Source organism: Nocardioides sp. zg-1228 (assembly GCF_017086465.1).
GTDB lineage: Bacteria > Actinomycetota > Actinomycetes > Propionibacteriales > Nocardioidaceae > Nocardioides.
Genome location: NZ_CP070961.1, coordinates 2,010,819 through 2,031,509, shown reverse-complemented (window position 1 = coordinate 2,031,509; position 20,691 = coordinate 2,010,819). Strand labels below are relative to the sequence as shown.

Annotated in this window: 23 protein-coding genes; 8 read left to right on the top strand and 15 right to left on the bottom strand. The window is 72.9% G+C overall.

The genetic code is table 11. The features are described from left to right. Positions 1-264: 264 nt before the first annotated feature. Positions 265-861: a hypothetical protein gene (locus JX575_RS09700; RefSeq protein WP_206054355.1), complete on the bottom strand. Its 597-nt coding sequence runs from the start codon at positions 859-861 to the stop codon at positions 265-267. 94 nt (positions 862-955) lie between these two features. On the opposite strand from JX575_RS09700, the gene JX575_RS09695 reads away from it, so the two are divergent. Next, entirely contained in the window at positions 956-1,294 is a 339-nt protein-coding gene (locus JX575_RS09695; protein ID WP_206054354.1) for a helix-turn-helix domain-containing protein, read from the top strand. A 54-nt stretch (positions 1,295-1,348) separates the two neighbouring features. Here JX575_RS09695 and JX575_RS09690 read toward each other — a convergent pair whose 3' ends face one another. Further along, positions 1,349-2,188, bottom strand: coding sequence for an alpha/beta hydrolase (locus JX575_RS09690; protein ID WP_186342208.1), 840 nt, complete (start codon positions 2,186-2,188; stop codon positions 1,349-1,351). A 38-nt stretch (positions 2,189-2,226) separates the two neighbouring features. Here JX575_RS09690 and JX575_RS09685 point away from each other — a divergent pair, with 38 nt between their 5' ends. Then, on the top strand, positions 2,227-2,709 hold the full coding sequence (locus tag JX575_RS09685; RefSeq protein WP_206054353.1) for a MarR family transcriptional regulator: 483 nt from the start codon (positions 2,227-2,229) through the stop codon (positions 2,707-2,709). A gap of 341 nt (positions 2,710-3,050) precedes the next feature. On the opposite strand, the gene JX575_RS09680 is transcribed toward JX575_RS09685, so the two are convergent. Then, positions 3,051-3,440, bottom strand: coding sequence for a MerR family transcriptional regulator (locus JX575_RS09680; protein ID WP_186342207.1), 390 nt, complete (start codon positions 3,438-3,440; stop codon positions 3,051-3,053). A gap of 51 nt (positions 3,441-3,491) precedes the next feature. Here JX575_RS09680 and JX575_RS09675 point away from each other — a divergent pair, with 51 nt between their 5' ends. Both JX575_RS09675 and JX575_RS09670 read left to right on the top strand, forming a co-directional pair. Further along, complete coding sequence (locus JX575_RS09675) at positions 3,492-4,691, top strand: MFS transporter (protein WP_186342206.1); 1,200 nt, start codon at positions 3,492-3,494, stop codon at positions 4,689-4,691. 248 nt (positions 4,692-4,939) lie between these two features. After that, entirely contained in the window at positions 4,940-5,635 is a 696-nt protein-coding gene (locus JX575_RS09670; RefSeq protein ID WP_186342205.1) for a hypothetical protein, read from the top strand. A 20-nt stretch (positions 5,636-5,655) separates the two neighbouring features. Here JX575_RS09670 and JX575_RS09665 read toward each other — a convergent pair whose 3' ends face one another. Next, positions 5,656-5,847 carry a hypothetical protein gene (locus JX575_RS09665; protein WP_206054575.1) on the bottom strand — a complete coding sequence of 64 codons (192 nt, stop codon included), beginning with the start codon at positions 5,845-5,847 and terminating at the stop codon, positions 5,656-5,658. Between the two features lie 115 nt (positions 5,848-5,962). Beyond that, complete coding sequence (locus JX575_RS09660; protein WP_206054574.1) at positions 5,963-6,937, bottom strand: calcium-binding protein; 975 nt, start codon at positions 6,935-6,937, stop codon at positions 5,963-5,965. A 95-nt stretch (positions 6,938-7,032) separates the two neighbouring features. On the opposite strand from JX575_RS09660, the gene JX575_RS09655 reads away from it, so the two are divergent. Further along, positions 7,033-7,479 carry a MarR family winged helix-turn-helix transcriptional regulator gene (locus JX575_RS09655; RefSeq protein ID WP_186342203.1) on the top strand — a complete coding sequence of 149 codons (447 nt, stop codon included), beginning with the start codon at positions 7,033-7,035 and terminating at the stop codon, positions 7,477-7,479. Continuing rightward, positions 7,476-8,129: a maleylpyruvate isomerase family mycothiol-dependent enzyme gene (locus tag JX575_RS09650; protein WP_186342202.1), complete on the top strand. Its 654-nt coding sequence runs from the start codon at positions 7,476-7,478 to the stop codon at positions 8,127-8,129. The genes JX575_RS09655 and JX575_RS09650 overlap by 4 nt, the downstream gene beginning before the upstream one ends. A gap of 8 nt (positions 8,130-8,137) precedes the next feature. Here the strand turns inward: JX575_RS09650 and JX575_RS09645 are convergent, their stop codons facing one another. The 10 genes from JX575_RS09645 to JX575_RS09600 all read right to left on the bottom strand — a co-directional run bounded on the left by JX575_RS09645 (position 8,138) and on the right by JX575_RS09600 (position 17,726). Next, positions 8,138-8,860: a YoaK family protein gene (locus tag JX575_RS09645; RefSeq protein ID WP_186342201.1), complete on the bottom strand. Its 723-nt coding sequence runs from the start codon at positions 8,858-8,860 to the stop codon at positions 8,138-8,140. Next, complete coding sequence (locus JX575_RS09640; protein WP_186342200.1) at positions 8,857-9,510, bottom strand: GntR family transcriptional regulator; 654 nt, start codon at positions 9,508-9,510, stop codon at positions 8,857-8,859. Before JX575_RS09640 ends, JX575_RS09645 begins: the two co-directional genes overlap by 4 nt. 7 nt (positions 9,511-9,517) lie before the next feature. Further along, positions 9,518-11,212, bottom strand: coding sequence for an ABC transporter ATP-binding protein (locus tag JX575_RS09635; RefSeq protein ID WP_186342199.1), 1,695 nt, complete (start codon positions 11,210-11,212; stop codon positions 9,518-9,520). Continuing rightward, positions 11,196-13,016, bottom strand: coding sequence for a gamma-glutamyltransferase (locus JX575_RS09630; protein ID WP_186342198.1), 1,821 nt, complete (start codon positions 13,014-13,016; stop codon positions 11,196-11,198). Before JX575_RS09630 ends, JX575_RS09635 begins: the two co-directional genes overlap by 17 nt. Further along, complete coding sequence (locus tag JX575_RS09625) at positions 13,016-13,903, bottom strand: ABC transporter permease (protein WP_186342197.1); 888 nt, start codon at positions 13,901-13,903, stop codon at positions 13,016-13,018. Before JX575_RS09625 ends, JX575_RS09630 begins: the two co-directional genes overlap by 1 nt. Beyond that, the gene (locus JX575_RS09620) at positions 13,900-14,856 is read right to left on the bottom strand and encodes an ABC transporter permease (protein WP_186342196.1); all 957 of its coding nucleotides are present in this window, start codon (positions 14,854-14,856) and stop codon (positions 13,900-13,902) included. The genes JX575_RS09625 and JX575_RS09620 overlap by 4 nt, the downstream gene beginning before the upstream one ends. After that, positions 14,856-16,544 (bottom strand): ABC transporter substrate-binding protein, encoded by a 1,689-nt coding sequence (locus JX575_RS09615; protein ID WP_186342195.1) that lies wholly within the window; start codon positions 16,542-16,544, stop codon positions 14,856-14,858. Before JX575_RS09615 ends, JX575_RS09620 begins: the two co-directional genes overlap by 1 nt. Before the next feature lie 139 nt (positions 16,545-16,683). After that, positions 16,684-16,893 carry a sigma factor-like helix-turn-helix DNA-binding protein gene (locus tag JX575_RS09610; RefSeq protein ID WP_186342194.1) on the bottom strand — a complete coding sequence of 70 codons (210 nt, stop codon included), beginning with the start codon at positions 16,891-16,893 and terminating at the stop codon, positions 16,684-16,686. A gap of 31 nt (positions 16,894-16,924) precedes the next feature. After that, positions 16,925-17,281 carry a DNA polymerase ligase N-terminal domain-containing protein gene (locus tag JX575_RS09605; protein ID WP_206054573.1) on the bottom strand — a complete coding sequence of 119 codons (357 nt, stop codon included), beginning with the start codon at positions 17,279-17,281 and terminating at the stop codon, positions 16,925-16,927. A gap of 4 nt (positions 17,282-17,285) precedes the next feature. Continuing rightward, positions 17,286-17,726 (bottom strand): YiiD C-terminal domain-containing protein, encoded by a 441-nt coding sequence (locus JX575_RS09600; RefSeq protein WP_206054572.1) that lies wholly within the window; start codon positions 17,724-17,726, stop codon positions 17,286-17,288. Between the two features lie 67 nt (positions 17,727-17,793). On the opposite strand from JX575_RS09600, the gene helR reads away from it, so the two are divergent. Then, positions 17,794-19,995, top strand: a complete 2,202-nt coding sequence (helR, locus tag JX575_RS09595; RefSeq protein WP_186342327.1) for an RNA polymerase recycling motor ATPase HelR — start codon at positions 17,794-17,796, stop codon at positions 19,993-19,995. 59 nt (positions 19,996-20,054) lie between these two features. Beyond that, positions 20,055-20,684 carry a sensor domain-containing protein gene (locus JX575_RS09590; protein WP_186342192.1) on the top strand — a complete coding sequence of 210 codons (630 nt, stop codon included), beginning with the start codon at positions 20,055-20,057 and terminating at the stop codon, positions 20,682-20,684. The last annotated feature ends 7 nt before the right edge of the window (positions 20,685-20,691 follow it).

Below are 20,691 nucleotides of genomic sequence, written 5' to 3'. Positions count from 1 at the left end.
GGTATCCCCAACCGTACAGGCGCTCTCGACCCGATCACGCCCGTGCGGGCGCCGGCGGACAAAGATGGGGGACGGACCCCATCTTCGGTGATCGCGCCCCGTCGGACGGGGGCTTCGGAGATGGAGGACCCCGGCCGCTACGGGGGAGGAGCGGTCGGGGTCTGAGACCAGAATAGCGACCCGCGACCCCCCGTTGGGGTGATCGTGAGGCGGCTCACCCCGTCAGGGGTGTGGTCCCGGCCACGCACGCTGGAGTCGGCCCGGCTACCGGATCCGCCGGTCGACGGCGATCCAGTTGGTCTCCCAGGTCACGCCGCCGTCGTCGGAGAACGCCTGCTCGAACCGCGCGGTGTCGCGGCCCATGCGGAAGACGAGGAACCGCACCTCGATCGATCGTCCGTCGAGCTGGTCCTGGCCGTAGAACTCGCCGACCCCGTCGTCGCGGAAGCCGCCGTAGACCGATGGCGTGAGGAGGCCGTCACGCATGTTGACGAATGTCGAGCTCCAGCGATCGGCCTGCGGCTCGTACAGACGCAGGTTGAGGCCCTCGATGCGGCCCGCCTCGCCGGAGACGTCGAGCTCGACGACGTTGGCCCGACCGCCCATCAACGCTCGCACGACGCTCCGCCCCCGGAACCGCAGCCACTCCTCCGACCCGGAGAGCGGATCGGCCAGCACGCGTACGTCGGTGCGCCACACCCCGAGCTCCCAGTCGAAGTCATGGCGCCCGTCTGACGTGGCGGCGGCAGGGACGGGCGCCGCGGGCTGCCCGGTGGCGGCCGTCGCGGTCAACAGGACCGCCGCGAGGGCGGTGACCAGCATCCGCCGAGGTGCCAGGATCCTTCTGAGGGAGAGGTTCATAGACCGAGCATCCGAGCGGAGCGAGACCATGGACAAGAACGCACCTTCAGGTAACGCCCACTCGTCGCGGCCCAACCCACTGCCCGGGTGTCCGATGGCCGCGGCGTTCGCGGCGGTCGGCGGCAAGTGGAAGCTGACCTTGATCTACTGGCTGGCGCACGGTGAGTCGCACTTCGCCGGACTGCGCCGCCACGCTGAGCCGATCACACCGAAGGTGCTCGCCGAGCAGCTCCGCGAGCTGCAGGCCGACGGACTGGTCGAGCGGACCGAGACCGGGCCGGTGCCCGCACCCGTCGTCTACCGCCTGACGCCCTACGGCGCCACGGTGCTGCCGGTCGTGGAGAGCGTCCGGCTGTGGGGGGAGTCCCACCTCGAGCGCACCGGCGGGCCGACCCGCGACGATGCGATGGCGTGCGGTCGGGTGGTCGCCTGATCCGCTCCACACCGGACCGTGCCGGCGGGTGCGCCCTTGCCGGCCCGGGCCTGCTCAGCGACGCCCGACCTGCCGGGTGAGGAACGCCGCTGCCGAGTCGACCGCCCGCGCGGCGGTGGGGTCGGTGAGGTGGTCGTGATGGAAGACGTGGGTGGCGCCCGCGTACACCTCGAGCGCGACGTCGACGTCCGCGGTCGCGGCGAGGGCGGCGAGGCGGGTGCTGTCGTCGAGCAGGACCTCCCGCGAGCCGACCTGGAGCAGGAGCGGGGGCAGTCCCCGCAGGTCGGCGAGCAGAGGGCTCGCGCGCCGGTCGTTGCCGTCGCCTCCGGCGAGGTAGGTCTCCGCGTACGCCGTGATGTCGGCGGCGTCGAAGACCGGATCGGCCTCCTCCTTGCCCGTCAGGCTCGCTCCGGAGAGCGTGAGGTCGAACCATCCGGACAACGCGACCAGGCCGGCCGGGAGGTCCAGCCCGGCGTCGCGCGCGGCGACCACGGTCGCCAGCGCGAGTCCGCCGCCCGCCGAGTCGCCCGCGAGCACCAGGCGCGCCGGGTCGACGTCGAGGAGCAGCTGCCGGTAGGCCTCGAGCGCGTCGTCGGTCGCCGCGGGGAAGGGGGCCTCCGGAGCGAGTCGGTAGTCGAGGGAGACGGCGCGCAGCCCGGCCCGCGCGGCGAGCGCGGCGGCGAGCGGGACGCCCGTGTGCGCCGAGCCCACCGCGTATCCGCCACCGTGCAAATAGAGCAGCGTCCCGGCCGGCGGTTCGGACACCGGCACCGTGATGGCGACGGCCGGCACGCCGCCGATGGTGGTCTCGGTGGTGCGGGTGCCCTCGGGCAGCGGCCGGTGGCCGAAGGAGGCGTAGAAGGAGCGGATCCCGGCGAGCGACTTCTGGTCCATCGGTTCTCCTGGGGTGGGGTCGGGGTAGGCATGGGAAGATGCATTCCATGGAAGATAAAGCGGATTCCCGGGAATCTATTCCGGGGGAGGTGGACGGGGCGCGGCTGCTCGACGACCTCGTCCGTGTCGAGGTGCGGCTCTACGCGGTCGTCGACGCTCGTCTTCGGTCCGCGGGCGGGCACGGCCTCGGCAGGCTCGAGGTGCTGCGCGCGGTCGCGCGGGTGCCCAGCTGCCGGGTCGCCGACGTGGCCGGCCAGCTCGGCATCACTGTCGGTGCGGCGAGCAAGGCGGTCGATCGCCAGGTCAGGGACGGACTCGTGGAGCGCCTGCCCCACCCCGAGGACGGGCGCTCGTCGATCCTCGAGCTGACCACGTCGGGCCGAGCGGCCCTCGACGACCTCGAGCCGTTGCTCGACCGCATCACTGCTGAGGTCTTCGCGGCCTCAGGCGTCGAGCCGGCCGAGCTGCAGCGCCTGGGACGCACGCTCCGGGATCTGCGCTCCTCCTTGGCGGCCCTCTGACGAGGGCGACCTACGCCGGGGGACTGCGCGGGGCGGGCGCCGCGCCGGGTCGCCCGCGGTGGCGCTGGGTCGTGCGCCCCAGCCGCGGCACGGCGCTGGGGGAGGAGGGGTCGGTGGCGGTTGGCCGCTCGGACATGCGGTGCCTTTCGTCGATCGTCGAGGTCACCGATCGTCGCCCGGCTCGGCTGAAGCGTCGTCCGCCGAGGGGCGGTGGGGCTCACGCACATCGGCGTAGCCGGTCACGCTCTGAGGCGCAGCCGTGAACGCCCTCGGGCGATTGGCCTGCTGTCTCGGCCATCGCAGTGCCACTCGCCCTGACGGGGCGAAGGCAAGTGGGTGGGTCAGCCCGAAGAGGGAGGTGAACCAGCCGGGGTGCGCAGCAGCGTTCTGCCGTTGGCCCGCCGCAGGTAGTCGCGCACGGCGTCCCGGCTGAGCGTGAGGCAGGCGATGCGGCGTTCGAGCCGCTCGGCCTCCTCGCCGAGGAGTGCCCGCACCTCGGTGTCGGCCCCGACGTCGACCGACCGGGACCTCTCGAGCAGCACGCCGATGAGACGAGTAGGAAGGCCAGAACGGATGAGGCTGCTGACAAGCGTTGCGCGCTCGACGTCGTCCTCTGTGTAGGAGCGGTAACCGTTGCGCTCCCGACCTGGCGCGAGCAAGCCCTGCTGCTCGTAGTAGCGCAGCATCCGCACCGACACCTGGGTGCGCTGGGAGAGCTCTCCGATTCGCATGCGCATCCTCCTTGACCCTGACACCGGTGTCAGACTTTAGCGTCTGGTGGCGTGACATCCTCAGACAACGGCCGGGGCTCGACGCGGGACTTCCAGCTCCCGCTGCGTCCCTTGATCTTCCTCTCCGCGACCGCCTTCGCCACGGTGACGGCGGAGCTCATGCCGGCGAGCCTGCTGCTCGAGCTGTCTCGCGATCTGGAGGTGTCGAGGGCTCAAGCAGGACTCGTGGTCGCTGCCTGGGCGCTGACCGTGGCGGCGACGAGCCTCCCGATGGTGCGAGTGACGCGCCGCATCAAGCAGCAGGTGCTGGTGCCATCGATCTTGCTCGTGCTGTCGCTGGCGACGTTGGTGACAGCGTCGGCGCCGACGTTCGAGGTCGCTGTCGCAGGGCGAGTGGCGGCGGCGGTGGCGCACGGCCTGTTCTGGTCCTTGCTGGTGCCGATCGCGGCGGCGCTCGTGCCACCCGAGAAGGCCGGTCGGGCCATCTCGGTCGTCCTGGCCGGACCGTCGGTGGCAGGCATCGTCGGCATTCCGCTCGGTGCGGCGGTTGGATCGGCCCTCGGTTGGCGCGTGTCCTTCGGCGCCCTGGCGCTGCTTCTCCTGGCTGCGGCGGGTGTGGCCGCACTGCTTCGCCTTCCTGACGCCACTCGCCCCGGCCAGGACCGAGCTCCGCAGGCGTCCGGGTACAGGAGTGTCGTGCTGCTCTCGTCGGCAGGAGGGCTGATCCTCACGGGGCACTTCGCGCTGTACACGTTCGTCTCGCCTCTGTTGGAGGACCTCGGGCACTTCGGCTCACGTTCGAGGGCAGCACTTCTGCTCGTGTTCGGGGCGGCCGGGGTCGTGGGCACGCTGCTCGCCGGGTCGATCTCCGATCGCCACCCCACGCACGCCTTCACCTGGGTCGCGGTCGCGTTCGCGCTGAGCGCCTTCTCCCTCCGGCTCGTCGCCCAGAGCACCCCGGCCGCCGTCGCGGCCATCACGGCGTGGGGCCTCCTGATGGGTCTGCTCCCTCCGGTGTTCCAGACCCGATTGCTTCGCTCGGCGCCACCGGGCCGGGAAACGACGGTCAGTGCGCTCGGCATCACCGTGCTGAACCTGGGCATCGCCGCCGGTGCGGGCATGGGCGGCGTCACCGTCGCGGTCGCCGGACCGGGCGCCTTGCCGTACGCCGCGGCGGCCGTCATCGGGGCAACGGCGGCCGGCCTGATCGTCTCGGCGGCGCCCATGCGCGAGGCCCCGGCCCGCCGTTGAGCCCGGTGGCGGCCCATCAACTTGTTGTCACGTCGACCTCAGCGGTCAGCGGTCTGGTGACTGTCGGCGGGGTAGGGGATCAACCGGAGACGACCTGGTCCCATCTGGTGCTCCGAAACACGGAGAGTGACATAATGTCAGTTATCGGCGAACCAAACTCACGGGTGCGCAGCCCCTGTCCAGGCCGAGATGTCCTCGTGGCGCTGGCTGCGATGACAGGGCGGACTCGGCGACGTAGCGTGGTTCGCATGTTGCGGACGGTCGTCGCCCTTGCCGCGGGAACTCTCGTGGCCCCTTTGGCTACGGCCGCTCCAGCCCACGCTGCCAACGAAGTCTCGATCAGCATGCCTGGCGGGGTGCTCTACGACAGTTGCGGCAACTATGCCTACTCGTACAGCGCCGCCCTGCCAGCCGGGTACGCCAGCAACTGGGACATGGAGCTCCGGCTCGTCGGGCCAGACGGCAACGACGTCGACACGGACTCTCTCTCGGGGCGCACCTTGTCCGGGGCCGGCGACTTCTTCCTGTGCGAGTCCCCGAATCTTGCAGGCACCTACGCAGTCATCGGAACTGGACAGGCCTGCAATGCGGACGATGAATGCGTGCCGATCAGCGCTAGCGGTTCAACGTCTTTCCGGCTCCCCCAGACGCGTACCACCCTGCGATTCGCCCCGAAGCGGCCAGCCAAGGGCGAGACCATCCGGTTCGTCATCACGTCGAAAGACGAGCGTCCGGCTGGATACTTCGGGACCTCGGCCGCAATGGTGCGACTCCAGGCGCGGCGGAGCGGATCGTGGCGCACGATCCGCAAGGCCGGCACCAATGACTTCGGCAAGGCCGTGATCAAGGCGCGCTACTCGGGCCGACCCGTCAAGGTGCGCGCCGTGACGAGATCAGACGGCCACCGCACCGGGTCTGCCTCACGCGTCGTCGTTGTGCGCTGACCAGCCCCTCCGGCTCGACGTCAACCGGGTTCGCCCACCGGTCGCACCAGCGCCGCCGAGACCCACGCCTGCGTGAGCAGGACCTCGACACCGACGCCCGTCGAGTACGACTCCGCGCGCACCACCCACGCCTCCCAGCCGCGGCGGTCGGTGCGCCGCCAGGCCAGCAGGACCCCCGGCGCGGGTCCCGACCACTTGCCCGTCAGGTCCACCCATACGTGGAACGGGGGCGTACGTGGCATGTGCCAAGAATAGAACACGTGTTCGATTCATGGATCTGTCCCCTGGCTCGCCAACGTGTGCGTCCGCGACGGGCTCGGCGCGCGGTCAGCGCTCGCAGCGCCGCTCCCGCTCGGCGTTGCAGCGGTCGCGGCCCTGGCCGCCGTCGGCCCGGTCGCGGCCCGGGCCGCCGAGCAGGAGGTCGTCGCCGCCCTGGCCCCGGATGTCGTCGCGGCCGGGTCCGCCGCGCAGGACGTCGTCGTACGCCGTCCCGATGATCTCGTCGTCGCCGGCGCCGCCGAACGCGGACACCCGGCGGTGCGGGCACTCCGCGCGTGGGGTCGCACGGTCGACGAACGCGACGAGCTCGTCGTCGCCGCCCCGTCCGCGCAGCACGCTCGTGCCGCACGCGGCACCGGCCAGGCGGTCGAATCCGGGCGTCCCGACCAGCGTGACCCGCTGCGCGACGCCGTACAGCATGCGGGGCGAGACGTCGAAGGTGGTCACCACGCGGCCGTCGAGGCGGACCACGCCCTCCGGGCCGTCGATCACGAGCCGGCGGCCGGGGGCCACCACCTTGATCCAGCCGTCCGTGCGCTGCGCCGTCAGCGTGCCCACGACGTCGGAGACGGGTGCGCCGCGGTCGATCGTGTAGGTCACGTCGTCGCCGCCGCGGTCAGCGACGACGGTGTCGTCGAGGCTGGCCTTGACCCAGTCCTCGCCGTCGCCTCCGTGGAACACGTCGCGCCCCGGGCCGAGGTCGGTCGTCGAGCTGGTGCCCTCCCGCTCCACCAGGACGACGTCGTCGCCCGCGCCTGCCCGGACCCTCGTGTTGGTCACGTGGGGGTCGTCGGCGGGACGCGTCACACACACCACGTCATCACCGTCGCCGGCGTCGACCCGGCTCGACCCGTTGGTGACGATCACGTCGTCACCGACCGTGCCCAGCACCGAGGTGTCGGGCGCCCCGACGATCGTCGCCGGTCTGCCCCCGCACGTCTCGGCCGCACCGGCGGCGCCCGTCGGAGCGAGCAGGGCGACGCCGAGCAGGCCCGCAGCGGTCAGTGTCGTCGTACGACGCATGGTGTCTCCCCCGGGATCGTGTGGTGGTGCATCCGCGGGTGGGATGCACCCCGACGGCAGAGAGTTGCGCGCACCACTATGACATCATTGTTGTCATGAGTCGATCCGAGCTCGTGTACGACGTGCTCCGTCACGTGCGACCGCTGGTCCTCAGCTCCGGGCGGGTCGTGGAGAGGCGGGTGCGGAGGGAGGGCTGGACGCTGGGCATGCGTGCCGTGGTGGAGGCGCTCGCCGATCAGGGCGATGCCACCGTGCCTGCCATCGGGCAGCTGTTGGACCTCCCCCGGCAGGCCGTGCAGCGCCATGTGAACGATCTCGTCGTGCGTGGCCACGTGGACACGCATCCCAACCCGACCCACCGACGGTCCGTGCTGGTGCGCCTCACCGACGACGGGCTCGACGCGTTCGAGCGGGTGCGCGCCGCCGAGATGCTCGAGCTCGCCGACCTTGCGGACGAGTGCAGCAGCTCGGAGCTGCTGATCGCCTCTCGGGTGCTGGCGGCCCTCCTCCGTGACGTCCGGGCGAAGGCCGCCGCGGCATGACACGCGATGACGCCTGGATCTTCGCGGCGACCAGTGAGAATCGCGTGCGCCTCGCCGATCTGCTCGACGCCCTCCCCCGCTCCCGGTGGTCGGCCGACACGTTGTGCGACGGGTGGTCGGTGCACGTGGTGGGAGCGCACCTGCTCCAGCACGCCTACGTGACGTTCCCCCGGTTCGTGCTCGCCGCGCTTCGCCGGCGCGGGGACACCGATGCGACGGTCGACCACTTCGCCAGGCAGCTGGGGCGACGGCTCGGACCGTCCGAGATCGTGGGCCTGCTGCGTCAGCATGCCTCCGACCGGGTGGCGCCGCCGCGCGTCGGCCCGTGGGGCCAGCTCGCGGAGACCTGCGTCCACCTGCGCGACATCGCCCGACCGCTGGGCCTGGACGCCGACGTCCCGGGCGACCACTGGGCGGCCCTGCTCGACTACTACACCTCCCCCGCGGTGGCTCCGGCCCTCGTGCCACCGGGCCTGCTCGACGGACTGAGCCTCGTGCCGACCGATCTCGGGGGATCGTTCGGCGACGGTCTCCCGGTCCATGGCCGCGCCGAGGCACTGACGATGGCGGCGTCGGGTCGAGCGGTGGCGCTGGACGACCTCTCCGGGGACGGCCTCGAGGTGCTCCGGCGCCGACTCGCGCCTGGCTGAGCCGCCGATCAGCCGGTGGCCGCGTCGAGGCTGTCTCGGCGCCGGTCCCGCACCACGCGTACGACCATCGTCGACGCGACGACGAGCAGGAGCCCCGACGAGATCGCCACCGGGAGAGCCACCCCGGCCCGCAACGTGAAGGCCCCGACCACGGCGCCACCGAACATCGTGCCCACCGCCCCGGCCCTGCGCAGGGTCGTGGCGCGTCCCGCGGTGCCGCCGGTCCACGCCGCCTCGGCGAACAACCCCGCGAGCGTCGACGTCACCACCACGGTCGACACGTCGCCCACCGCGACGCGACGGGCCGCGACGGCCTGGGCGCCCATCGCGGCCCCGAGGGCGCCGGCGAGCAGGTCGAAGACGGTCGCGCCGGGGTCGACCAGATGGAGCACGAGTGCGGAGCCACCGACCGTGAGCGCGCAGGCCATCAGCAGGCTCGCGGCCACCACGTCGGCGTTGGGGCGGGCGTGGTGCCCGCGCTGCACGGTCCCGGCCAGGATGGCGCCCATCGCGAAGCCCACGAGCGCGACGGTGGCGCGGAGCAGCGGCACGTCCTCGGCGTCGGCGAGCCCGAGGCCGACGAAGATCACGTTGCCGGTCATGTTGGCGGTGAAGACCTGGTCGAGCCCGAGGTAGGTGGCGGCGTCCAGCACGCCGGTGCCGAACGAGAGCACCAGCATCGCCGCCGTGGAGAGGCCGTCCGCGCCGGCCGGACCGGCTGCCCCACTCATCGCGTGTGCCGTCGCAGGTAGCCGTCGAGGGAGTTGTGCACGTGCTGCCGCATCAGCCCGGCCGCCTTGCGCGGGTGCCCGGCGAGGACGGCCTCCGCGATCTCGTCGTGCTCCTGCCACGAGTGCTCGCCACGCGCGGCGACGTCCATCCCGTAGAGCCACTCGACCTTGCCGCCGATCTGGCGCAGCAGCCCGAGCAGCGAGGCGTTGCCGGCGAACTCGGCGATCGCCAGGTGGAACCGGGTGTTGAGCGGCGGCAGGTCGGTGCGGCCGGGCGCCTCCAGGCCGCTGCGGCCGGCGGCCACCAGCTCGCGCAGCAGGTCGGCGAACCGGCGCACCTCGTCGTCGTCACGGTGGGTACGACAGCGCTCCGCGGCCCGTCGCGCCGTCAGCTCCTCGATGGTGCTGCGCACGGCGAAGATGTCGGCCGCCTCGTCGCTGTCGAGGTGCGCCACCCGCACGCCGGCGTAGGCGACGCTGGTGACGAAGCCCTCCGCCTCGAGGTGGCGCAGCGCCTCGCGCACCGGCACCCGCGAGACGTCGTACGCCTCGCACAGCTCCGACTCGGTCAGTCGGGTCCCCGCCGGGTGGGTGCCCGCGACGATGTCGGCGCGCAGCGCGCGGAGCACCTGGTCGGCGCGCCTGCTCACCCGTGCCTCACGAGAACACCCCGGCTCCCGGGATCGCGGCCAGCAGCTCGCGGGTGTAGTCGGAGGAGGGCCGCTCGAAGACGTCGTCGACGGCGCCCGTCTCGACGAGCCGGCCCTGCTGCATCACCACCACGTCCTGCGCGACCAGCCGCACCACGGCGAGGTCGTGGGTGATGAAGAGGTAGGAGAGCCCGAGGTCGCGCTGCAGGTCGGCGAGGAGCGTGAGGATCTGGTCCTGCACCAGCACGTCGAGCGCCGACACCGCCTCGTCGCACACCACCAGCCGGGGGTTGAGCGCGAGCGCGCGGGCGATCGCCACGCGCTGCCGCTGGCCGCCGGAGAGCTCGTTGGGGTGGCGCTGGGCCACCGAGTGCGGCAGCGCGACGTGGTCGAGCAGGTCGGCCACCCGGGCCCGCCGCGTACGCCGGTCGCCCACCCCGAAGACCCGCAGCGGCTCGTCGACGATGTGCTCGACGGTGAACATCGGGTCGAGGGAGGCGTACGGGTCCTGGAAGACCGGCTGCATCACGCGCCGGATCGCCCGCCGCTTCGCTCCCCTGGCCGCGGCCACGTGGGCGCCGTCGACCCGCACCTCGCCCGCGGTCGGCGTGACCAGCCCGAGCACCATCCGGGCCACGGTGGTCTTGCCCGACCCCGACTCCCCCACGACGGCCGTCGTGGTGCCTGCGGGCACCTCGAACGACACGTCGTCGACGGCGGTGAGCCGGCCGCGCCCGCCGCGCAGGTGGTACTCCTTCGTCAGGTGCTCGACGGCGAGGATCGGCCCGGTCCCCTGCTCGGACGACCCGTCCCGAGGTTCGGTCCGGACGCCGACGGGCGCCCCGGCCGCGACGCGGGCGCTGGCGACCGACGGCGCCGCGGCCACGAGGCGCTGCGTGTACTCGTGCTGCGGGTGGCGCAGCAGCTCGCGTGCCGGTCCCTGCTCGACGATGCGGCCCTCCGACATCACCACGACCCGGTCGGCGCGGTCGGCGGCCAGCCCGAGGTCGTGGGTGACGAGCAGCATGGACGCGCCGCGCTCGGCCCGCAGCGTCTCCAGGTGGTCGAGGATCGTGCGCTGCACCGTCACGTCGAGGGCCGACGTGGGCTCGTCGGCGATCAGCAGGTCGGGCTCGCACGCCAGCGCGATGGCGATGAGCACTCGCTGCCGCATCCCGCCGGAGAACTCGTGCGGGTACTGGCGGCTGCGCCGCTCGGCGTCCGGGATGCCCGCCTCGCCGAGCAGCTCCACCGCGCGACGGCGGGCCTCTCGTCGCGAGGCGAGCCGGTGGGCGACCAGCGTCTCGGCGACCTGCTGGCCCACCCGGGTGGCCGGGTTGAGGTTGGACATCGGGTCCTGCGGCACCAGCCCGACCTGTCGTCCGCGGAGGCGGCGCAGCCGTCGTTCGTCGGCGTGGGTGACGTCCTCGCCGCGGAACTCGATGCGGCCGCGGGTCACGGTGCCGCCGCCGGGGAGCAGGCCGATCACGGCCGCCGCCGTCGTGGACTTGCCCGACCCCGACTCCCCGACCAGGGCCACCCGCTCCCCCTCGGCGACGGTGAGGTCGACGCCGTGCAGCGCTGGGGTGCCGTAGTAGCTCACCTCGAGGTCGGTGATCCGCAGCAGCGGCGCCGCCTCGGGCACGGCCTCCTGCGCTGTCCCTTGCGTGGTGACGGGCGTGGTCTCAGCGTCCGACGGCATAGCCCTGCTCCCCTCTCGGGTTGGCGGCGGCCTCCAGGAGGCCGGTGGCCGGGTCGCGCGCGACGGCGGAGAGCCGGCCGAGCGACCAGTCGCCGGCGCGGGTGACCACGTGTCCGCGCCGCTCGAGGTCGGCGATGACCTCCTCGCCGAGGCGGTCCTCCACGACCGCGCCGCCCGGGGTCCAGGTGCGCGGCCAGAACGAGCCGGGCATCGAGGTGGTGTGGAGCGCGGGGGCGTCGATCGCCTGCTGCGGCGAGTAGCCACCGCGCAGCACCCGCAGCAGGTAGAGCAGCTGCCACTGGTCCTGCTGGTCGCCGCCGGGGGTGCCGAGCGCGCACCACGGCCGGCCGTCGCGCAGCACGAGCGTGGGGCTCAGGGTCGTGCGCGGGAGCCGGCCCGGGCGCAGCGCCGACGGTGCCCGCTCGTCGAGCCAGGTCATCTGCAGCCGGGTGCCGAGGCAGAACCCCAGCTCGGGGATCGTGGGCGAGGACTGCAGCCAGCCGCCGGAGGGCGTCGCGGAGACGAGGTTGCCCCACCGGTCGACGACGTCGAGGTGGCAGGTGTCACCGCGTCGTACGTCCCCCACCGCGCCGACGGTCGGCTCCCCCACGGCGGCGTCGGCGGAGTCGTCGGGCGCCTCGGTGAGCAGGGGCGGCAGGTAGACCGCTGTGGAGCCCACGTCGCCCGGCCGGTAGTCGTGGGAGGCCGCCTCGCCGATGAGCGCGCGGCGCTCGGCCGCGTAGGCAGGCGAGAGCAGCACGTCGAGGGGCACGCCGGGGCCGTCCGCGGGGTCGCCGTAGTGGGCGTCGCGGTCGGCCAGCGCGAGCTTGAGCGCCTCCAGCACCCGGTGGGCGCCGGCGCCGGTGGACGGGTCGACCTCGTCGTCGGCGAAGCCGGCGAGGATCGCGAGCGCCTGCAGCAGCACCGGGCCCTGGCCCCAGGCGCCGGTCTTGCAGACCGTGACGCCGTGGACGTCGAGGGTCGCCGGCTCCTCGTAGCCGGCGCGCCAGCCGGCCATGTCGGCGCGGGCGAGCACACCGGCGTGGTCGGCGCCGTCGCTGTGGCGGTGCGGGGTCGCGACGAACGCCTCGACCGCCTCGGCCACGAACCCGCTCCCCCACGCATCACGGGCCGCCTCGATGCGGCCCGCGCGGTCGCGCGCGCCCGCGCCCGCACCGACCAGTCGGCGCAGGGTGGTGGCGTACGCCGTCAGCCGGACGACGTCGCCGGCGCCGGGCGGTCGTCCCTCCGGCAGCCAGAGGTCGGCCGAGGTGGGCCAGTGCTCGCGGAACAGCCCGGCGGTGGCGGTCACCGTCTGCGCCGCGCGCGCGGAGATCTGGTGCCCCTCCTCGGCGTACTCGATCGCCGGCGCGAGGACGTCGGCGAGCTCCCAGGTGCCGTGGTCGCGCAGGAGCAGCAGCCACGCGTCGACGGCGCCCGGCACCGCCGCGGCCAACGCACCCGTGCCGGGCACGAGGTCGAGGCCCTCGGCCCGGTAGTGCTCGATGCTCGCGCCGGCCGGGGCCGGACCCTGGCCCACCAGCACCCGCGGCCTGGGGTCGTCAGCGGTGGCGAACAGGCCGGTCATGTCGCCGCCGGGGCCGTTGAGGTGCGGCTCGACCACGTGGAGCACGAAGCCGCCCGCCACCGCCGCGTCGAAGGCGTTGCCGCCGCGCTCGAGCACGGACTGCGCGACCGCGCTCGCGACCCAGTGGGTGGACGCGCACATGCCGAACCTGCCCCGCAGCGTGGGCCTCGTGGTGTGCTCGGGGGGCGCCACGAAGGCGCCGGGGTCGGCCGTCATCAGCGCCTCCGGGTGGTGGGGTCGAGGGCGTCGCGCAGGGCGTCGCCGAACAGGTTGAAGCCCAGGCAGATCACGGCGATCGTGAGGCCCGGGAAGATCGCCGCGGCCGGCGCGCGGAAGATGTACTGCTGTGCGTCGGAGAGCATGATGCCCAGGCTCGGGGTGGGCGGCTGGATGCCGAGGCCCAGGAACGACAGCAGCGCCTCGCCGATCACGGCGACCGGCATGATGACGGTGGCCTGGACGATCAACGCCGACGCCGCGTTGGGCAGCACGTGCTGCCCCAGGATCCGGGCCCCGGAGGCGTCGAGGGCGCGGGCCGCGAGCACGAACTCGCGCTCCTTCACGCGCAGCGTCTCGGCCCGCACCACCCGCACCATGGTGGGCACCTGGGCGATGCCCAGCGCGATCGCGGCGTTGTAGACGCTGGGTCCGTTGATGGCGGCGAGCCCGACGGCGACGATGAGGAACGGGAAGGCCAGCGTGAGGTCGGTGAACCGCGAGACCACCACGTCGGCCCAGCGCACGTAGCCGGCCAGCAGCCCGAGCGGGGTGCCGACCACCACCGCGAGGAGCACGCTGAGCGCGCCCACCAGCAGGGAGACCCGGGTGCCGTAGACGATGCGCGAGAGGATGTCGCGGCCGAGGTCGTCGGTGCCGAACAGGAAGCCGTCGGTGAAGGCGCGCTGGAACGGGAGGTCGAAGTGCACCTCCTCCGGCGGGTAGGGCGCGATCAGGGGCGCCAGCACCGCGGTCAGCACGACCAGCAGGAGCAGCGCCCCGCCCACGAGGCCGAGCGGGTTGCGCGCCAGCTGGCGCAGCACCTGGCCGCGCTGCTGCCCGAGGTCGATGTCGTCGACGGTGACGACGGGTGTGGCCTCGCTCATCGGGCCCCTCCTGCCACGCGGATCCGGGGATCGATGACCGAGTAGAGGACGTCGATCGCCAGGTTGATGACGATGTAGGCGAACGTGGTGACCAGCACGACCGCCTGGATCACCGGGTAGTCGCGGGTGAAGACGCTGTCGAGGGTGAGCTTGCCGAAGCCCGGCAGCCCGAAGATCCGCTCGGTCACCACGGCTCCGGACACCAGCCCGCCGAGCTGCAGGCCGATGATGGTGACGACGACGATGAGCGAGTTGCGCAGGGCGAACCGGGTCAGCACGCTGCGCCCGGGCATCCCCTTGGCGCGCGCCGTGCGTACGTAGTCGGCGGAGAGCGTGTCGAGCATCGACGAGCGGGTCTGGCGCATGATGACGGCGGCCAGCGCGGTGCCGAGCACGAGCGCCGGCAGCGTCAGGCAGTAGAGACCCCGCAGCGGCTCCTCGCTGACCGGCACGTAGCCGGACGCCGGGAACCAGCGCAGCCCCACCGCCAGGTAGAGGATCGCCAGGATGCCGAGCCAGAAGCTCGGCACCGACAGGCCCACGAGGGTGAAGCCGTTGGCCAGCCACTCCGGCCAGCGACCCCGGTGCACCGCGGCCGCGACCCCGGCGCCGACCCCCACCACGACGGCCACCACGACGGCGTAGAGGCTGAGCCACAGCGTGACCGGCAGCGTCGTGCCGAGGAGGTCGGTGACCGGGATGCCCGTGGCGATCGAGGTGCCGAGGTCGCCCTGCAGCAGGTTCTTCACGAACGTGCCGTACTGCACGAGCAGCGAGTCGTCGAGGCCGAGCTCGGCGCGCACCGCCGCCAGCGTGGCCGGGTCGGCCTCCTCCCCCGCGGCGGCCAGGGCGGGATCCCCCGGCAGCGCCCGTACGCCCCAGAACACCACGACGGAGGCGAGGAACATGGTGACGACCGCCTGTGCCAGGCGCCCGAGCAGGTAGCGCACCATCACGAGCCCCCGTCCGTGACGAACGCCGCGCGGCTCAGCCGCACCACCCCGTCGCCGTACGTGCTGACGCCGGCGACGTCCTCGGAGTAGCCGGTGAGGTTGCGCTGGCGGTAGAGGTAGACGATCGGGTCGACCTCGTGCACGAGGGTGACCACCTGCCCGTAGAGGTCGGCGCGCCGGCCGGTGTCGACCTCCCCGGCCGCCCGCTCGAGGAGCGCATCGACGCGCTCGTCGCTGAATCCGGAGTAGTTGTTGGCCTGGCCGGTGGAGAGGAAGGAGAACATGTTGCCGTGCGGGTCGATGCGGCCCGACCAGCCGAGCTGCAGGATCTCGAAGTCGCCGCCGGTCTGGTCGTCGAGCAGCGTCGTGTACTCGACCGGCTCGAGCTCGATGTCGAACCCGCCGGCCGAGACGCTGCCCTGGATCGCCTGCGCCAGTCGGAGCGTGTCGGGGGTGTTGGAGACCTTCATGGTGAGCTCGACCGGGGTGTCGACGCCGGCCTCGTCGAGCAGGTCGCGGGCCCGCTCGGGGTCGAAGGGCGGGCACTCGTTGCTGGCCTCGGTGGCATAGACCGTGTCCGGCGAGATCGGCGAGCAGGCCGGCTCGAACCAGTTGTCGAACACCGAGTTGACCAAGGCCTCCCGGTCGAGCGAGAGCTCGAACGCCGCGCGCACCCGGGGATCGCTGGCGACCGGGGTGTCGATCGTGCCCGGGGGCGTGCCGACGCCGTCGGTGTTGCCGAGGTTGAACGTGATGCCCTGGTAGCCCAGCGAGCCGGTCTGCAGCAGCCCGATGCCCGGCTCGCGCTCGAGGGTCTCGATCGTGGTCGGCGAGACGGTGTCGATCACGTGCACGTCGCCGGACTGCAGGTTGGCGGCGCGGATGTTGGCGTCGGTCATGATGCGGTAGGTGATCGTGTCGAGGTGCACCTCGTCGGCTGCGTAGTACTCCGGGTCGCGCTCCACCACGATCGACGTCGCCGGCACCCGCTCGACGAACCGGAACGGACCCACGCACACCGGCGAGGTGCCGAAGTCGTCACCGAGGTCGTCGAGGGCGCGCGGGCTCAAGATCATGCCCGCTCGGTCGGCCAGCGACGCGGTGACGGGCGCGAACGGCGTCGCGTACCTCAGCTCGACGGTGCTGTCGTCGACGGCGACGACGCTCTCGACCGGCCCCATCTCGGCCGCGCGCGCCGAGTCCTCCTTCTCGAGGTGGCGCTCGAGGGTGCGCTGCACCGCCTCGGCGTCGAACGGCGTCCCGTCGGCGAAGGTGACGCCCTGCCGCAGCGGGATCCGCACGGTGCGGCCGCCGTCGTCGAGCTCGGGGAGCTCGGTGGCGAGCTGGGGCACGATGCGCCCCTGGGCGTCGATGTCGTAGAGCTTCTCGCAGATCGAGCTCATCACGTAGCGCGTGTAGAGCGACGAGGACGTGGTCGGGTCGAGCACGTCGGGATCGGCCGAGAGGCCCATCACCAGGTCGCCGCCGTCGGCCAGCGACACGCCCTCGGCCGGGACGCTCGACACGTCCTTGCGCTCGGGCGTCTCGCCGCGCGGCTGCACGGCGTAGCACGCGGACAGCAGCACCGCGACGACGACGGCCAGGACGGGCGCGGCCCAGGGCCGGCGCAGGAGCGGTCCGGGGCGGGTGGCCCGTCGCGGAGAGGGGGGTGGACGGTGGTGCGGCATCCGAGTCTGCCTGGACGTCACGGTGAGTCTCCCGAGAGGGTGTGGTCACGCGGACTGGCGTATACAGTTTTGTATACGATCCTTGTTCTAACACCGGCCCCGGGGGCTGGTCAACGGATGCCGGGCTCGCGTGCAGGCGTCAGGCGGACCTGCCGTACTTCTTGTGCATCGCCTGCTTGCTCACGCCCAGCAGCGTGCCGATCTCGGCCCAGGTGAACCCCTGGACGCGAGCGCGCCGCACCGCGACGGCCTCGGCGGCGGCCAGCTCGTGCTTGGCGCGGGCGATGCGCACCAGCTCGTCGAGCGGACCGCGCTCCCCCGGCTCTTCGGCGTCGATGGCCGTCCTCATCCGTCAACTATTGTTGACCTGCGCCGAGATGTCAACCCCCGTTGACGGATTCCGGCTGGGCCCGCGTCAGGTGCAGGAGCCACTGCGTGCCGCCGGTGTGGATGAGCGCATAGCGGCGGACGCCCTCGCGCCCGTGCAGGGAGAACACGATCCGGCGGCCGTCGCGGTCGTGCTCCTCCCACGTGCCGGTGTCGGCGACGGACTTGTGCTCGTCCTCGTAGGCGAGGTGGTCCAGGTCGTGGTCGTCCACCGCGATGGCGAGCCGGTCGCGCCGACTGTCGTCCGGCAGCCCCTTGGGCACCGCCCAGCTGCGCAGCACGCCCTCCTCCTCGAGTCGCAGGTCGAAGTGCGGGCTCGGGCGCCGGTGGTCGTGCAGCACGAACCTCACCGGCTCACCCCAGGCGCCGGACCTGGTAGGTCCCGACGGTCGTCGCCACGACCTCCCCGACGGCGTCGGTGAGCGTTGCCTCCAGCACGAACTCGCCCCGGCCGGACGCCAGCGCGTCGGCCCGCACCCGCGCCGCCTCCTCCTGCGACAGCGACGCCGTGGCACGCACGACGCCCATCGCCGGGCGACGGAAGCGGATCGTCGACTCCTTGACGAGTGGCACGAAGCCGGCGAGCTCGCCCTCGAGGTCGAAGGTCGCCAGGCTGAGCAGCCCGCCCAGCATCTCGGCGACGCTGAACAGCGACCCGGCGTAGGTCACGCCGAAGTGGTTGACGTTGGGCTCGGGCGGCAGCTCGGCCACCGCGTGCCCCGCGCGGACCTCGACGACACGGATCCCCATGGCCTCCAGGATCGGGACCGAGCCGATGCGCTGGACTGCCTCCACTCTCAACGTATAGGCCATCGAGGGCCTTGCCGCAAGACCCCGGTCGGCCCCCACACTGCACGGCGTGATGCCACCAGGACGCCCGCACGAGGCCCTCCCCGAGGCCCTCCCCGACACCTTCCCCTTCGCGCTCCCCGAGGCGCTCACCGCCAAGGCAGACCCCGACCTCATCGACCGCGACCGCACGCACTTCGCCCGCATCGCCCACGCGCTCGAGCGGGCGATCGCCGACCTCGAGGGCAGGCTCGCCGAGGCCCGAGCGGCCCCGGCGCGCCACGGCACTGCCGCCCTCGAGCGCGACCAGGAGGTGCACCGACTGTCGTCACGCCTGCGCGCGCTGCGCCGCTACGACCTCGACCTCTGCCTGGGCCGGATCGTGCACGAGGGTCGCGACGAGCCGACGTACGTCGGGCGCCTCGGGCTCGCGGACGCCGACGGGCAGCGGCTGCTCGTCGACTGGCGCTCCCCGGCGGCCGAGCCCTTCTTCGCCGCCACCCACGCACACCCGCGGGGCCTGGAGAGCCGGCGCCGCTACCGCTGGTCGGGCGGGTGGATCGTCGACTACTGGGACGAGGCCTTCACCGAGGACGCCCTACGCCACGGCGCCGCGCTCGACGACCAGTCGGCCTTCGTCGCGACGCTGGGCGGCAGTCGTACGCCCCGCATGCGCGACGTCCTCGCCACGATCCAGGCCGACCAGGACGCCATCATCCGGGCCGGCTCACGTGGCGCGCTGGTCGTCGACGGCGGTCCCGGCACGGGCAAGACCGTCGTCGCGCTGCACCGCACGGCCTACCTCCTCCACGCCGACCCGCGGCTGGGCCACCGGCGCGGGGGCGTGCTCTTCGTCGGCCCGCACCAGCCCTACCTCGTCTACGTCGGCGACGTGCTGCCGAGCCTGGGTGAGGAGGGCGTGCAGACGTGCACGATCGGTGACCTCGTGCCCGAGGCGACGTCTGGCCCGGAGCCCGACCCCCGTGTCGCCGCCCTCAAGGGCGACCGGCGCATGGTCGAGGCGATCCAGCCCGCGGTCGCGCTGTACGAGGAGCCGCCGGCGGAGTCCTACCTGGTCGAGACCCCGTGGGGGGACGTCCGGATCACCGCCGCCGAGTGGGCGGAGGCGTTCGCCTCCTCCGATCCCGGCACGCCCCACAACCTGGCCCGCGACGAGGTGTGGGACGAGCTGCTGACGGTCCTGGTGGACAAGGCGGCCGACGATCTCGACGACCTCTCCCCCGACGACCTGCGCCGCGTCCTCGACCGCCATGCAGGGCTGCGCGACGCGTTCGACCGGGCCTGGCCGCTCATCGAGCACACCGACCTCGTCGGCGACCTGTGGACGGTGCCGGCCTACCTGCGCCACTGCGCGCCGTGGCTGGCTCCCGACGAGGTGCGGGCGCTGCGACGCGAGGACCCCGAGGCCTGGACCGACGCCGACCTCCCGTTGCTCGACGCGGCACGGCTGCGGCTCGGCGACCCCGACGCCTCGAACCGTCGGCGTCGTACCGCCGTCGTCGAGGCACGCGAGCGGGCGCGGATGGACGGGGTGATCGACGACCTCCGCACGACCGCCCGCGAGTCCGGTGCCGACGACTACGGCGAGGGGCTGGTGTCGATGCTCGTGCACGACGACCTCCAGAGCGCGCTGGTCGACGACGCGGCCCTGCCCGACGCCGACGTGGACCGCCTGGCCGGTCCGTTCGCCCACATCGTGGTCGACGAGGCGCAGGAGCTCAGCGACGCCGAGTGGGCGATGCTGCTGCGGCGCTGCCCCTCGCGCAGCCTCACGATCGTCGGCGACCGTGCGCAGGCGCGCCACGGCTTCGGCGAGTCGTGGGCCGAGCGCCTGGCGCGGGTCGGTCTGCCCGAGGTCACCGTGGCGCCGCTGACGGTCAACTACCGCACTCCCGCCGAGGTGATGGCCGAGGCGGAGCCGGTCATCCGGGCCGCGCTCCCGGAGGCCAACGTCCCCACGTCGATCCGCGAGAGCGGGATCCCGGTCCTCCACGCGCCCGTCGAGGAGCGCGACGCCATCATCGGCGCGTGGCTCGCCGAGCACGCCGAGGGCACCGCCGTCGTGGTCGGTGATCCGACCTACGCCGACTCGGCGCGCGTCCGCTCGCTGTCACCGCAGCTGGTCAAGGGCCTCGAGTTCGACCTGGTCGTGCTGGTCGATCCCGACGGGCTGGGCGACGGCGTGACGGGCGCGGTCGACCGCTACGTCGCGATGACCCGTGCGACGCAGCGGCTGGTGGTGCTCACGCGGTGAGAACGCCGGGGCCCAGCCGGCCGTTGCTGGTGGGAGGGGTCGGGGCGCATGCTGGTCGGATGCGCAGCGTGCTGGTCGCCCTGGCCGTCCTCGTGACGCTGCTGGTCCCTGCGCCGGTCGTCGCTGCGGAGGAGCCACCTCGGCCGCTGCAGCGCCGGCACCTCCTGACGTTGGATGAGTACCAAGCCATCTACGGCTACCTGCTCTCCAGCCGCGTGAAGGTGCGGCGCTCCCCCGTCCTCGCACCCCACAGGTGCGTCGACCGAGCAGCAGAGGTCAGCGGCGCCAGCCGGATCCAGGGCAGCGTCTACGCCGACGAGCGGCCTCCGTCGGTGCGTGATGTCGAGCAGACCGTCGTCCGCTTCCACTCCACCCGCGAGGCGCGCGCCCTCGTGGATCGCTATCGGACCTTCAGCAGGCGCTGCGTGGGCGAGTCCGACGTCATCATCGACGGGGATCAGTGGCACATCGAGAAGCGCGCCTGGTTCCCCCGCACGCTCGGGGACGAGTCCGCCGGGATGCTCATCGTCTCCACCGGACCGTGGGAGGGCGAGTCCTACTTCGATCGCGTGCTCGCCGTGCGAGTCGGGCGCACCGTGTCGGTGCTTGACGTCCGCTACTGGTTCGCCGTCCCACCCAGGATGGAGCTGGTCGTCCTCGGTCGGCGCGCCGTCGAGCACCTGCGCTGACCCGGCC

What these genes read in the sequence shown, in the direction of transcription:
- JX575_RS09650 (WP_186342202.1), top strand. Translation starts at nt 7,476, where the DNA reads ATGACACGCGATGACGCCTGGATCTTCGCGGCGACCAGTGAGAATCGC.
- JX575_RS09615 (WP_186342195.1), bottom strand. Translation starts at nt 16,544, where the DNA reads ATGCCGCACCACCGTCCACCCCCCTCTCCGCGACGGGCCACCCGCCCC.
- JX575_RS09700 (WP_206054355.1), bottom strand. Translation starts at nt 861, where the DNA reads ATGAACCTCTCCCTCAGAAGGATCCTGGCACCTCGGCGGATGCTGGTC.
- JX575_RS09645 (WP_186342201.1), bottom strand. Translation starts at nt 8,860, where the DNA reads ATGAGTGGGGCAGCCGGTCCGGCCGGCGCGGACGGCCTCTCCACGGCG.
- JX575_RS09690 (WP_186342208.1), bottom strand. Translation starts at nt 2,188, where the DNA reads ATGGACCAGAAGTCGCTCGCCGGGATCCGCTCCTTCTACGCCTCCTTC.
- JX575_RS09625 (WP_186342197.1), bottom strand. Translation starts at nt 13,903, where the DNA reads ATGAGCGAGGCCACACCCGTCGTCACCGTCGACGACATCGACCTCGGG.
- JX575_RS09660 (WP_206054574.1), bottom strand. Translation starts at nt 6,937, where the DNA reads ATGCGTCGTACGACGACACTGACCGCTGCGGGCCTGCTCGGCGTCGCC.
- JX575_RS09685 (WP_206054353.1), top strand. Translation starts at nt 2,227, where the DNA reads ATGCATTCCATGGAAGATAAAGCGGATTCCCGGGAATCTATTCCGGGG.
- JX575_RS09590 (WP_186342192.1), top strand. Translation starts at nt 20,055, where the DNA reads ATGCGCAGCGTGCTGGTCGCCCTGGCCGTCCTCGTGACGCTGCTGGTC.
- JX575_RS09610 (WP_186342194.1), bottom strand. Translation starts at nt 16,893, where the DNA reads ATGAGGACGGCCATCGACGCCGAAGAGCCGGGGGAGCGCGGTCCGCTC.
- JX575_RS09695 (WP_206054354.1), top strand. Translation starts at nt 956, where the DNA reads ATGGCCGCGGCGTTCGCGGCGGTCGGCGGCAAGTGGAAGCTGACCTTG.
- JX575_RS09620 (WP_186342196.1), bottom strand. Translation starts at nt 14,856, where the DNA reads ATGGTGCGCTACCTGCTCGGGCGCCTGGCACAGGCGGTCGTCACCATG.
- JX575_RS09680 (WP_186342207.1), bottom strand. Translation starts at nt 3,440, where the DNA reads ATGCGAATCGGAGAGCTCTCCCAGCGCACCCAGGTGTCGGTGCGGATG.
- JX575_RS09655 (WP_186342203.1), top strand. Translation starts at nt 7,033, where the DNA reads ATGAGTCGATCCGAGCTCGTGTACGACGTGCTCCGTCACGTGCGACCG.
- JX575_RS09630 (WP_186342198.1), bottom strand. Translation starts at nt 13,016, where the DNA reads ATGACGGCCGACCCCGGCGCCTTCGTGGCGCCCCCCGAGCACACCACG.
- helR (WP_186342327.1), top strand. Translation starts at nt 17,794, where the DNA reads ATGCCACCAGGACGCCCGCACGAGGCCCTCCCCGAGGCCCTCCCCGAC.
- JX575_RS09670 (WP_186342205.1), top strand. Translation starts at nt 4,940, where the DNA reads ATGTTGCGGACGGTCGTCGCCCTTGCCGCGGGAACTCTCGTGGCCCCT.
- JX575_RS09635 (WP_186342199.1), bottom strand. Translation starts at nt 11,212, where the DNA reads ATGCCGTCGGACGCTGAGACCACGCCCGTCACCACGCAAGGGACAGCG.